The organism is Bacteroides sp. AF25-5LB (assembly GCF_003602965.1).
Classification (GTDB): domain Bacteria; phylum Bacteroidota; class Bacteroidia; order Bacteroidales; family Bacteroidaceae; genus Bacteroides; species Bacteroides uniformis.
In genome coordinates this window covers 92,244-105,423 of sequence record NZ_QTMC01000007.1, presented here as the reverse complement: position 1 = coordinate 105,423, position 13,180 = coordinate 92,244, and the positions used below count along the sequence as shown (strand labels likewise).

Here is a 13,180-nt window from a genome sequence, read left to right as displayed (position 1 = left end):
TTACTTAAAGAGATTAACCATAGTCGCAATCATCGCTGCAATAGAAGCTGTCGTACTTCCCATTCCCAGAATTTCAGCAGTAGTCATCTTCTTTTTCTGTTCTTTACTTGGAACAATTATTTCACAACCAGGTTCAATGGCTTTCTTGTTCCCTGCTTTTAAACGAGAAACTGTACCATTCATGTATATTACATAGACCTTACGTTTCTTGGCATCATTACCAAAACCACCAGCTTGATTGATGTAATATTTCAAGCTTTCACCCTTTTTATATAAAACTGTATTCGGATACATTACAGCACCGTTGATTTTCACTGTACTTACGTACTCCGGAACAAATAACACATCTCCCTCACGAAGCACCATATCAGCATCTGAACCGGGATTCTTCAAAGCCTCTCCCAGATTTATACCTACAGAATAGGTATCAGACAAATCCAATTTTTTTACAGATATGGAATCTCCACCTCCCGCTTGCGCCATACGCAGGGCATCTTCTTTACGGCGAAATTCTTCTTCGGTCATCCTACGAATAAGACGCGCTCCTTTTACATAAGCATCGGGAGTCACTCCACCAGCCTTAGCTATCAAGTCACTCAAACGTTCATTTTTTTTCGATAGTGCATAATTACCGCTAAAAAGAACTTCTCCTCCCACCATAACATTCTGTTGTTTAAAATAAGACGGACTCTTACGAATATAAACTTCATCAAAAGGTTCAAGATGGAAATCCTGGCTTCCTTCTCCCACCAATAAGCCATCTTTCAAATCAAAAGAGAAATTCTGGCCTACTGTAGTACTGAAAGATGTACTCTTCGTATCTTTCATACGCCGTGCCACTTCAACTTTCGTCGTAGCCGCTGCCTCCAACAAGCCACCAGCCTGCAACACCAAATCCTCTACTGTCATTTTATCAGAATAGAGATATGTACCCGGATTGGCAACTTCACCATGGATGGTAAGTGTAGCTTCTTCCTTCAAATCATGAATACTTGGGATATATAAAATATCATTCTTCTGCAAAGGAATATCTGCAGCCGTCCCGTTCAGCAAACCTTTCACATCTACTTGTATAATCTCATGCGACAAGTCTTCAAGCTCACGATCGATTATAGCACGGTTTAAGAATGCATCTCCGCGAAGTCCTTCTGCTTTCTTAATCAGCTGTTTCACTGTATTCATCGTACCGTCCAACTGATACAAGCCTTCACGATATACAGCACCGCGGACTTCCACACGATTCTCAAAACGTTGTAAAACGGAATCAACCGTTATCTTATCACCGTCATCTACGCGGAATACAGAATAATCCATCTCATCCACATTATAAATTTGATGCTCACGTCCACTTTTACGGATTATACGTAATGCTTTTTTATAAGCATCACCCGTAAAACCACCTGAATACTTCAATAATGTGCCTACGGTTTCAGTGGGTTTCATTTCATAAAACATCGGACGTTTTACCTTACCCAATATCTGTACCAATGACTGGTAAGGATCCACAAGAATTACATCACCATCCTGCAGACGGATGTCATCCTTCATTTTTCCTTTCATAAGTAAATCGTAAACATCCAAATCTGCTATTGTATTTCCATTGCGAATCACTTTAATACTGCGTAAACTACCAATCGGATTCACACCACCTGCACGATATAAAGCATGGAATACGGAAGCAAATGATGAGAGGGTATAAGTTCCGGGCACCATAACTTCACCCATAACGTTTACTTGAATAGAACGTATTTCTCCTAATGTCAATTTAACTTGGGTAGAGGGAACATTTCCAGTTACTCCAGAATATATTCTGGCAAATTCTTGTTTCAAATAATTATTGGCTTCACTTACTGTTTTACCACTCAGATAAACCGGTCCTAAATTATTCACAAGAATACTTCCTTCCGGAGATATTGTTTGTCGGATTGTTGTTTCAGAAGCTCCCCACACATCAATAATCACCTCATCACCAGGTCCCAGACGATAATTCTCGGGAGTAGCAACATTCACATTAGGTTCGAAAGTCAAATTATCGTTAGTAAAAATATTATGACCATAAATTTGCGAAGTCGGATCCCCCGCCCCTTTCTCTTGAGACAAGGAACGATTATCCATCATTTGTAAAGAATCCCCTGCAACATCCGTTTGCCTGGCAGAATACGTTTCCGAAGTTGTACGCAACCCTTTGACTACGCCACTCATTTCACCACGTTGACGAGAACGTTTCTCATCTTGGGTATTGCTCTGCGGACTTCCAGATTTAGAATTTTCATACTTTTTCTGAATTCTTTCAACTTGTTCCCTTGTCACTCCCCGCCGCATTAATTCAGTAGTAATCTGCTTTTGATTTTTACCCATCTGCTGAGCGCTTTTTACATACTGAACAACCTGATCATCTGACATCTGCTGAGCAAAAGCTACTCCTGACAAAGTAAATACCAAAAAGAATAGTGTTATTAATCTACGCATAAAATATTCTGATTAATCTTTTGAGTTCTTGTAATAAATATAAATCGGGCACAAAGGTAATATATTATTTTAGATTTTTATCGGTTCGACTTAACCGATTGAAGAATAAACTTTTAGCGAATTATTTGAGAAATAGAGGTAACGATTTAGCAACTGTGCGAAATTCAGCGTTTTGCGTTGCTATACTGTCAAATAACTCTTTCATTTGCAAATATAATATCTTTTTCCGAAAGTACGAACTATCGGTGGCAATTTTATAAAATCGGCTTGCGAAAAAAGAAAATCATTCATCCCATTCATGAGGTTATGTTATGTAACAAATAGAAAAGGTGGTCAATGACCACCTTTTCTATTTGTTACGTATACCAACTATAGGAACTGTCTTTTCCATACCCGATTTAGCGGAATATTTGAATATCCCTATTTGTTTAGCACATTTACCTGAAGGTATCTTAATAACTTGGTCGTCATAGTAAGACAGTCCATCCTCATTCAAAAATAACACAGTTAATCCTGTTGGTATCAAGTATCCTTGTTTTACTTCGTTAGCTAAGGCTTCACCTGAATCCAAAACTTGAAATACCTTAAAAGAATTTTCACTTATACATTCTCCCTCTTTTTCAAATAATGTAATTCCTTTATAAGTAGAATTTCCACCAGCTATAAGCATGGAAACAACAACCACTAGAATAGCTCCAGTGACAACACCACCAATGAATATACATACTTTTTTCATAGCTGTCCTTGTCTAAATATCATCCAAATCATTTTGGATTTTGGCTTCAACATTTTGAGAATCACGATAGCGAATCATTACCATACCTTCATAAACTCCAGAAGACTTTTCAATTGAAAGTTGTATATCTCCTCCTGTCACTTCCCATGCACTACCATATACAACCGTTCCCTGATGCACTTCCGCCATTAAAGCGGTATTGGAATCTAAATGGGCAGGGTTGTTTTCTTTTGAAATTGTCGGCTTGCCATATTTACGAGTATATAAATCCTTATAATAGTCGTAAGTATTAACAAGGGTATTCCACTCCCCACTTGGGTCAAATAAAACGACAACTGCAAAAACATTTTTTCCATCGTCTGTAGCAGTTACCCCTACCGTTGCTTGACGACCTGTAAAGTCCCCTGAAAACAAAGTTATATTGTTTTCACGACCAATTGAAGTAAATCCTTTAGATTTGAGCTTTTGACAAAATTCTGTCATACTTCCCTCAATGGGAATACCCTTAAACGAAAGGTGCTCTTGTGCCATAATGTCAATGACTGCAAAGAGTACTGTTAAGGTGATTAAAATTTTCTTCATACTTATCATATTTAATTGGTTATATAGTAGTTAATAAATTAAAGTCTTCAATAGATATTTTACCTATTGAAACAAGCCATTCAAGATAAGAAATATCATCTTTAATATCGCCAAATTTTTGTCCCTTATATTTCCCAAAATCAATAATCCTTTCTGAAATAGATATATCCAAAGTTTTTTCGACATTTGGATACAATCGTTTAAGCTCTTTAAAGTCTATTTTGAAAAGCCTATCTGTCGTTTCTAACCAATAAAGATATTGATAATCCATTTTATAAATATCCCCCAAAGATTTCCCTTTATATTTCCCAAACATAAGTATCTCATCCGCTTTGTGAATAGGAAATATTTCATCAAGAGATACGCCAGGAACATCAATTAAAACCCACTCTCCACATCCGGCACAAGGGATTTCTTCATCTTTGATATTTGGATAACACTCTTTCCTATAAGTGTCATCAGGTTTACCATTCATAAAGCATTTACCATAAGCTTTTCCATATTTACCACGTGGCTTTACTGTTTCAACTAAAAAGGTTCTATCTCGATTAGGGTCAATACGCCTCTCTTCACTTGATGAGCGTGCTAAACCCAACTCACACCGTTTAACTAAAAATGGTGTTCGCTTACCTATATTGTAATAAATATTAAAAATATTATCGTGTGGGTACATATCTTATTCTCATTGTGGTGGACACTCAATTATCTTTAAATAATTTGTCAAGTTCTTTTCTTATTGCGCCTAACGCTATATTTTGGTCATGGCTTACAGTCATTCCTATTCCACTACTTTTTACTACTGCTATACGTTGATTGTTATTGTAGTCGTAAAATGTTACTGTAATATATGTATGTCCTCCATCCCATTTTTCAGAAGTAACATGGATATTAGGCGTAAGAATGCTATCAGAACACTCCAATACCTTTGAGATATTAGAGGTAGATAACACTTTTAGATTTGTTTCTGCAATTTGATTTTGAACTGCCATTATAATATCATCTAATTCTCTATCACCTGATGATTCACTACCAAAAATAACATACTTGTACTTGCTTACATCTGCATTGCTTGATAGTACAATCCTGCTTGATGCACAAGATGTCATTAATGTTATAATAATAGCGATAGGTATAATTTGTTTGATTAATTTCATATTTTTCTTTATTCCTATGGCTCATTAAGTTCCAATAAAGCCGTTAATTACACAGAAGCGTGGAACTGCAATGCCACGTCTTTGTTGAAGGTCGTAGGAAAACCCTAATGAGCAGATGTAGTAATAGCAGCCCACGCTATAGCGTGAGAACCACTATGCCATCCTTGCTCATTTTGAAAATTTCCTACGTTTTCAACAACAAGATAAGCATAACGCTTCTTTCTTTTCTAATATGTCTTGGACGGAGTTTCCCCAATCCAAACACAAAAGTAATGAAAAGTTGTGATAATCACTTATGTTGCAACAGATTTATTTGCTCGCTGTTTAAAATCGGAATTCTACAGTTTCATTCCTCTGCTTTTCCTTTGCGGTTGTATAGGTCGGCGTATGTTCTGCTTTAACTTCTCGAACTGTTCCTTGAACCACTCGGCAATGGGCTTTCGGTCGATGGCAAGAACTAATCTCGTCCCGTCCGTGGGGTCTTTCACTACTTGAAACCCAGCCTTTTCGGTCGTGAATTTCCGTCCGTGTTCTTCCGAGTAGAGTTCCCCTGCATACTCCAACGGCTTTCCCTTGACGAGCGTTGCGGTCTGTCTTTCATCGAACCCAATAAGGCGGCAGAGGTTTTCGATACGGAGCATTTCACGGAAATAGGGAAACCATGCCGCAGCCCTTGCAATTACCGTTTTCAAGAAAGATATTTCCTCCTTGTGCTTCGTTTCTTTGTCCGCTATCTCCCTGCGGTGCTTCCGTTCTACTTCTGCCATCTGTCGGCTGTGGTCTGCCTGCATGTTCTGTATTCTGTCTTGCAGGGCTTCGATGGTTTCCTCGTGGTCGGCTATCTCTCTATGCAGGGCGGTGTTCTCCCTTTCCAATGTCTTGACCTTGTTGCTGCCGAAAAGAGAACCGACACTCTCGGCGATGTTAGCGGCTGCGGTGGTTGCTGCCCCTTTCAGCTTCTCGGTCTGTATTTCTTTTTTCGCCTGTCTTAGTTCTTCCCGTGCCGTTTCTTTCTGCTGTTGCAAATCCACCACTTCCGCTTTGAGGTCGTCGGCAAGTTTCTGTATATCCCGATAATACTGCTGTGTGGACTTGTGGCGAGCTTTCGAGCCGTCTATGCCTCTTTGCAGCCCGTATTTCGCCATCGCTTCGGCATAGGTATCTTGGTAGGACTTCAATTTCAGCCGTGTCATAATATCGTCTGCGCACAGCCTCACGGTGTCGGTCGGCTTCTTGCGGTATCGCTTCTTCGTCTGTTCCTCCCTTTTCCTGCGCTTTCGCTCTCCTTTGACGATGGGGACGAGCGTGACGTGTATGTGCGGCGTTTCCTCGTCCCTGTGCAGGTGAGCCGCCACGATGTTCTCCTTTCCGAACGTGTCGGCGAAGTATTTCAGATTGTCGGCGCACCACTCGTCCAAACGTCCCTCTTCCTTTATCCGCTTCATGTCCTCGTGCGTTCCCGATACGTTGATGCGGATAGCCCGTACTTGGTTGCTTCCGATTTTGCGTGTCAGCCCCGCTTCTTCCAATCTCCGCTGTATAGCCGCCGAACGGTCTTTCACCCCGTCGGGGTAGTCGATGAGCCTGCGGTTTAAGTACGTGCGTGTGGGGTCGGCGTTCTTCGGTATGATGAAACGCTCGATATGTGCGGTCGTTCCGCTGTCGCTGCCGTGCGCCTTTTCCATGTGTAAAACTACGAAACCCATATATTCTTCCTTTCTTTTTTGGCTTGTGAAACAATGATTTTTTGTATTTTCGGGGGCGGCAAATGCCGTCCCCGATGGGGTGTGCAGAGGGGCTTGCCCCTTGCCTTATTGGGGAATTTTCAGCGTTGCTTGCAATGCGGCTCGGAAAATTCCCTAATAAGCTATGGTATTTTCTTCGTAAATACCCTGCGGCGTGCTGCCCGTCTGCCTTTCGGCGGTGGCTGTCCCTGCCGTCTGCTTACCCGTATAACCCCACCTTATTATTTTTCCCTTTCGGTCGGTGGTGGGCGGCGGGGCGGTCGTTTCCGTTTTCAAAGGCTCTTTTGCACGGGGCGGTCGGATACAAGGTTTTCCCGATAAATACGCTCGCAGCGAAGCGAGAGGAAGATTTATCGGGAAACGGCGCAGCCGCCTGACCTTTTAGCCGACATAAAGCCCCGTGCTTGCTTTGCCTTTGTAAACGGAAATGATTGCTCCGCTTTCCTCTGAAAAGAGGAATAGAACCTGCAATATATATCACCATAGTGATAGGTTTGCATGTTGGTATGCTGGTATGTTTGCATGTTGGTATGTTGATATGTTGGTATATCATCACGCTTTCCAACGGCTGTTGGGCTTGCCGTCCGAAACAACCGACACGAATACCGTCGTTTTCTCTTTTCGCCCGTGTATAATCCTTTCCAATAATGCCCTGCGGACTTTCGCCGCCCCGAACGATTCGACACGGAAAGCGAGGGCGGCTATCGTTTCGAGGTTGTAAACCTCCGCGCTGTATCTGTCCGATATGCGGATAATGCGCTTTATGTCATATATACTCAAAACTCCGCTTTTGCAGAGTGCCTTTATCCCTGCCCGAACCGTCGGGACGATAACCCCGAACAGTTCGCAGATTTCCCACTCGGTCATGGCGGTTGCACCTATATCGTTCGGCAGGAAGATATTGCCCTGCTCGTCCATCGTGATAATATTCCTTTTTTCTTTCATCGGGATTCTGTTTTTAATTAGATGGCTCGGCAGATATTCTTCTCCATATCTTCCAACTTGTGCGACAAGGTTTCCATGTCTTGGCTTATCTTCTGGGCGGTGATTTTGGCGTAAATTTGGGTGGTCTTTATGTTGGTATGCCCTAAAAGACGGCTCACCGTTTCGATGGGTACGCCGTGCGATAAAAGTACGGTCGTAGCGTTCGTGTGGCGTGCAACATGGTAGGTCAAACGTACCTTGAAGCCGCATTGTCTGCCTATCTCTTTAAGTATCTTGTTGCAACTTCCGTTGCTCGGAACGGGGAAAACATGACCGTCCCTTGCCAGCCCCTTGTATTTCTCCATGATACGCTTGGGAACGTCCAAAAGACGGATGTTCGATTCGGTGTTGGTTTTCTTTCTTCGGGTGATTATCCACAGATTGCCGTCGAAGAATGTTTGCAGGCGGTCAATGGTAAGGTTCTTCACGTCCGAATACGCCAAACCCGTAAAAACAGAAAAGACGAACAAGTCCCGTACAAGTTCATGGGTGGCGTTCTTCATCGGTGCGTCCATGAGCGTCTGTATCTCCGTTTGGGTGAGGTAGCCCCTATCCACGCTTTCGGGAGAGTTGATATATCCCGCAAAGGGGTTGAACGGCAAACGCCCGTCGTTCCTCGCAATGGAAACGATGTGTTTCAACACAATCATGTAGCCCCACACGGTATTGGTGCGGCATTTCTTCTCCGTGCGCAAAAAATACTCGAAATCGTTGATGAATGTGAGGTTGAGTTCCTTTAACGGGATGTCCTCACGCTTGTAGGCATGGGGCAGGAACTCCCGAATATGGTTGCAGACCGTCCGATAACGGGTAAATGTCCCCTGCGCCCTGCTGTGTCCGACTTTCTTCTCAAACTCGGCGTTGTGCTGCTCGAACAGCTTCAACAAGGTTTCCTGCTTGACGCCGATACCGAGATAGGCGTCTTTGAGTTTGGCGGCGGTAACATAACCGTCCGTCTGCATCAGTTCTTGATAACGGCGGTTTACATCCACACGGATTTTATCTACCGCAAGGTTGATTCTCTGCGCTTCGACGCTCTTGCCCGAAGCACGGCTGTTCTTCACGTCCCACAACCGTGGGGGAACGTCCATCTTGCAACTGAACTGTTTAATCTCGCCGTCCACCGTGATACGGCACATCAGAGGCAGGTTGCCGTTCGGCTTCTCGCTGCCTTTCTTCACGTAAAATAATACCTTGAATGTACTTCGCATACTCACTCCTTTTTTGGGTTACAAAATTAGTTATTAGTGAGTTACCGACAGCTATGCAAATCGACGCAAAACGCAGAAACAGAAGTATTTAGCAAGAAATCTGCACCCGTTACGGGAGTAATGAGGTGGTAACTGAACTTCTGCACCGTTTGGCTTCGAGGTGGCATTTCGTTGGCTCTGCTCCATAGAAAAACAAAGCGTAACGAACGCTGTATCAGCTAATTCGCTACGCTTTGCCCAAATTTGCTTTTTCGCTATGTGTTTATTTTATAATATACATTTATTCCACTTCTAAGTTTCAGAAAAAGCATTAAAAAGCTGTCATTTTCACGTCTTTTCCTTGGGTAGAAGAAAGTGAGAAAATTGGCACTATTTTTTTCATTAGTCCAATCAAAATAGCCTTTTTTTCGGTATAACTATGTTGCACCAAGGCCAGCACTTCTTCCCGCACATGTTCATAATCATCAACAGATGCCTTTTCACGCTTTATCTTTTCACTGATTACAGAATCCAAAAGCCCATCCCCAGGCCCTCCTACAATGTACACTTCTCCTCCATCCCCCATGACTCCCACTTCCAGGGTGAGCATACAAGCTTCAGACAAGGTCATCAAACAATGCGCATTCATCGGATACATCTCACCCAAACGTACTATGAACATATCAGTTTCCCCTTTGTCGCGTTTCAACCTGCAATAAGATGACTGCACATACATTTCCGCCACACGCTTACTATATTCCATAGCATTCTCCGGATGACGTGCATTAGTTACAGACATCATAACCATACGGGACACTCTATACTTTACCGCCAGGTCCGCAATATTCACTGTTCCCGATATATTCGTTTGAATTGCCTCTGACACAAAATCATCCATCAGTTGTACATGTTTATAAGCAGCAGAATGAAAAACAAGTTGAGGACGTGTTCCTTCAAATATAGCCTCCATACGCGTACGGTTAGCAACATCTGCAACCAATACGCGGACCTCCAGATTCTTCCAATGATCAGACAATTCCAACTGTACATCATACAATGGGGACTCTGCCTGATCTACCAGAATCAACTGATAAGGATTCAGTGTAGCCAACTGGCGGACGATTTCCCTTCCTACAGCTCCCGCTGCTCCCGTAACCATTACTCTACGCCCCTCAATATGGGCCGCAATTTTACGCATGTCAACTTGTACCGGTTCTCCACGAAGCCAATCTTCTATTTGAATGTCCTTGATCAGTCCATCATCCATACAATCGCTTAAGGGAGGAACGGTCATTACATGAATATCATGAGAGAACAGTTTATCCAGCATTCCGGAATTTTCCAAATCCGATACCTTGCTTGGAGAGATAATGATTGTATCCACTTTCTTTTTCTTTAGACGATCAAACAGCTGTTCATCATTGGGATATACCCTGCATCCCATCGTATGTTTACCTATCATATCAAGTTCGTCCGAAATAAAGCCACGCAGGCGATAATGATTATTACGACTAACTCTCAAGGATTTTGCAACATCGACTCCAGTCCCATGGAATCCATAAATAAAAACATTCACGCAATGACGTGCATCAAAAGCAATAGCTTCATAAAGCATCTTCACAGCAATGCGCATACAAACCATCAGAGAGAAAGTAAACATATATGCCATAAACAGAATGCTGTTCGGCAAAGTTTCTTCAAGCCCCAAAACAGACCAACAGAAATTCCCCAAAAACAGTACAACATAGCTTATCGTAAGGCTCCAAAACACACGATAAATATCTACAAAAGAAGAAAAACGGATGACACCTACATAAGTACGGAAAATATGAAAGAAACAGACATTACACAATACAGCCCAAATGGTCAGCCATACATACAAAGAAATTTCATAAGATACGGACGAAAGCCTATATTGCAAAAAACATGCAGAAAGTATGGAAATCACAACGATAATTACATCTACCGACAACACCACCCATTTGGACGCTATGCGTGAAGAAAGATATTTATAATATGTTCTAAAATTCATAATCAGTATCAGACTTTTTGCTATAGGACCTACGACAAAGATGCTTCTTTTCGTTTTATTATCCAATTTTTAAGGCAATAAAGTTCAGAACATTCAAACAGAAAATTATTCTACTAAAATATTTCTAAAAAAAACAAGGATTCTTTTTGCCTTTTCAAATAAAGATGTACCTTTGCACCCCGTAAACAAAAGTTTATTGCCGCTATAGCTCAGTTGGTAGAGCAACGCATTCGTAACGCGTAGGTCGCCAGTTCAAGTCTGGCTAGCGGCTCAATATTAAAGCACTGATTATTCCAGATAATCAGTGCTTTTTCTTTTCTAAAATAAAAAACGCTCTTCTACGAGTATATTTGCATAAAACACAATGCCCTTTCAAACAGTTTAATCTATAGCCGCATGATTATCTCAAAATAGGTTTAAAACAGCACCATCTGATTACATCCACAGTCTAAAATGATAACTTGAAACATATAGATACACTATTAAAAACATAATACACCTATATTATATATAGTAATTCCCAATATTTGTGGCAACTTTTCAATAACCAAATTTTTCAATCTTAAATGAAGTATTGAGATGACGAAAAAACACAAGCTAAAATCAAAAGGTTACCATAGATTTCTATAATATACTATAAGAAAATGAAAAGAATCAAGTTATTTACAGCAGCTTTGCTGCTGGCGGCTATGTCCGCAGGAAACGATATGTGGGCGCTTTCCACTTCAGGAAAGAAAGACACGCATCCGGTAGAATCACCCAAATTCTTCAGTGGAAACGCCAACCCACTGTCGGATTTCATTTTTGTGGCCGACCCGACATCGATGGAATACAACGGAAGGCTCTATGTATATGGAACCAATGACACCCAGCAACTGGACAGTGTGGGGAAAGATGGCAAAAACACATACCAATACATCCATTCGCTGGTTATGTTGTCTACCGATGACATGGTAAACTGGACTTATCACGGACTGATTGACGTAAAGGCCCTCTCACCATGGGGTATAGCCTCATGGGCTCCATCCATTGTATCGCGGATAGAATCGGACGGTAAAACCCACTTCTACCTCTACTACTCCAACAGCGGTGCGGGCGTAGGCGTACTAACCTCCACCTCTCCCGTAGGCCCGTGGACCGACCCGCTGGGGCGTATGCTGGTGAGCCAGTTCACCCAAGGATTAGGCCACTGCAAAGCTCCCTTCGACCCGGGTGCCGTGATAGATGACGAAGGTATAGGATGGTTATCATTCGGTGGAGGCGGAAAGGGGGAAGTCGGCACCGACTACATGCCTGGAGATGCCCGCATTGTCCGCTTGGGCAAAGACCTGATTAGTCTGGACAGCGAGATAGTAGAGATAAAAGCTCCCTATCACTTCGAAGCCAATGAGCTGAACTACTGGAACGGCACATGGATTTATACCTACAATACCGACTGGAACAAGCGCACCGAATGGCCCCACGAGGGAGTGGACAAACCCAGCATCTGCTGCATGTCGTACATGACTTCACACACGCCTCTCGACACCGACAGCTGGAAGTATGTGGACAATTATTTCAAGAATCCCGGAGACTATGGTATGGGGTTCAGCAACAATCATACCCATCTGCAAAAATACAAAGGAGACTATTACCTATTTTATCACAACATGTGCTTGCAAGAACACAAAGGCACCAATGGCGGTTTCCGCAGCCTTTGCGTCAACAAGCTGAAGGTAGACGAAAAAAACGTGAAGCTGGAAATGGGAGAAGCCACACTGAAGGGTGTGGACCAGATAAAGCCAGTGAACCCGTTCATTCATCAGCAAGCAGAAACAACAGCCGCTACGCTAGGCATACACTTTGAGCCTACAGCCACACCCGGCAACATGCTTGCAGTGGGCAGTGAACAAAAGAAATCAGTTATATCCGTACGTGGCGTATTCTTCTCCGGCTTTCCCTCTCTATTCCGTGCCACAGCAGTAGGACACGGCACTCTGGAAGTGCACCTTGACCGCCCCGATGGTGAAGTACTGGCCTCCACCTCCTTCAATTCAGACTCTTTACAGACTGTCTCTACAAAGATAAACACAGACAAAGACGGTATTCACAACCTTTATTTCGTATTTAAAGGCAAAGAACTGAAGGTAGATGAATGGATATTTGAGAGATTTTGAAAAGCATAATCTACCGTAGCCCTCAAAAATATTCATTGCAATAATTATTTATATGATAAGCACTACGCATTCGGTCAGCACTACAGATTTTAATAAAAAAAATGCTCCGACTATGTAGTTTCCAATAAAAAA

Annotated in this window: 11 protein-coding genes and 1 tRNA gene; 2 read left to right on the top strand and 10 right to left on the bottom strand. The window is 42.4% G+C overall.

What is annotated here, in order from left to right; all coding sequences use genetic code 11:
* The 10 genes from DWY57_RS09940 to DWY57_RS09890 all read right to left on the bottom strand — a co-directional run bounded on the left by DWY57_RS09940 (nucleotide 1) and on the right by DWY57_RS09890 (nucleotide 10,892).
* Nucleotides 1–2,469: an SLBB domain-containing protein gene (locus DWY57_RS09940; protein ID WP_117601469.1), complete on the bottom strand. Its 2,469-nt coding sequence runs from the start codon at nucleotides 2,467–2,469 to the stop codon at nucleotides 1–3.
* 349 nt (nucleotides 2,470–2,818) lie between these two features.
* Complete coding sequence (locus DWY57_RS09930; RefSeq protein ID WP_049702882.1) at nucleotides 2,819–3,205, bottom strand: hypothetical protein; 387 nt, start codon at nucleotides 3,203–3,205, stop codon at nucleotides 2,819–2,821.
* A gap of 12 nt (nucleotides 3,206–3,217) precedes the next feature.
* Nucleotides 3,218–3,787, bottom strand: a complete 570-nt coding sequence (locus DWY57_RS09925; RefSeq protein ID WP_049703371.1) for a hypothetical protein — start codon at nucleotides 3,785–3,787, stop codon at nucleotides 3,218–3,220.
* A gap of 19 nt (nucleotides 3,788–3,806) precedes the next feature.
* Nucleotides 3,807–4,460 carry a hypothetical protein gene (locus DWY57_RS09920; protein WP_049702881.1) on the bottom strand — a complete coding sequence of 218 codons (654 nt, stop codon included), beginning with the start codon at nucleotides 4,458–4,460 and terminating at the stop codon, nucleotides 3,807–3,809.
* A 25-nt stretch (nucleotides 4,461–4,485) separates the two neighbouring features.
* Nucleotides 4,486–4,941 carry a hypothetical protein gene (locus DWY57_RS09915; RefSeq protein WP_049702880.1) on the bottom strand — a complete coding sequence of 152 codons (456 nt, stop codon included), beginning with the start codon at nucleotides 4,939–4,941 and terminating at the stop codon, nucleotides 4,486–4,488.
* Between the two features lie 338 nt (nucleotides 4,942–5,279).
* Entirely contained in the window at nucleotides 5,280–6,647 is a 1,368-nt protein-coding gene (gene mobV / locus DWY57_RS09910; protein ID WP_049702879.1) for a MobV family relaxase, read from the bottom strand.
* 153 nt (nucleotides 6,648–6,800) lie between these two features.
* Nucleotides 6,801–6,962, bottom strand: coding sequence for a hypothetical protein (locus DWY57_RS20880; protein WP_165853596.1), 162 nt, complete (start codon nucleotides 6,960–6,962; stop codon nucleotides 6,801–6,803).
* 276 nt (nucleotides 6,963–7,238) lie between these two features.
* Nucleotides 7,239–7,631, bottom strand: a complete 393-nt coding sequence (locus DWY57_RS09900; RefSeq protein ID WP_049702877.1) for a hypothetical protein — start codon at nucleotides 7,629–7,631, stop codon at nucleotides 7,239–7,241.
* 17 nt (nucleotides 7,632–7,648) lie between these two features.
* Nucleotides 7,649–8,881, bottom strand: a complete 1,233-nt coding sequence (locus DWY57_RS09895) for a site-specific integrase (RefSeq protein ID WP_049702876.1) — start codon at nucleotides 8,879–8,881, stop codon at nucleotides 7,649–7,651.
* A 310-nt stretch (nucleotides 8,882–9,191) separates the two neighbouring features.
* Nucleotides 9,192–10,892: an SDR family NAD(P)-dependent oxidoreductase gene (locus DWY57_RS09890; protein WP_119961676.1), complete on the bottom strand. Its 1,701-nt coding sequence runs from the start codon at nucleotides 10,890–10,892 to the stop codon at nucleotides 9,192–9,194.
* 198 nt (nucleotides 10,893–11,090) lie between these two features.
* On the opposite strand from DWY57_RS09890, the gene DWY57_RS09885 reads away from it, so the two are divergent.
* A tRNA-Thr gene (locus DWY57_RS09885) sits at nucleotides 11,091–11,163 on the top strand.
* 373 nt (nucleotides 11,164–11,536) lie between these two features.
* Nucleotides 11,537–13,048, top strand: coding sequence for a glycoside hydrolase family 43 protein (locus tag DWY57_RS09880; protein ID WP_119961675.1), 1,512 nt, complete (start codon nucleotides 11,537–11,539; stop codon nucleotides 13,046–13,048).
* The last annotated feature ends 132 nt before the right edge of the window (nucleotides 13,049–13,180 follow it).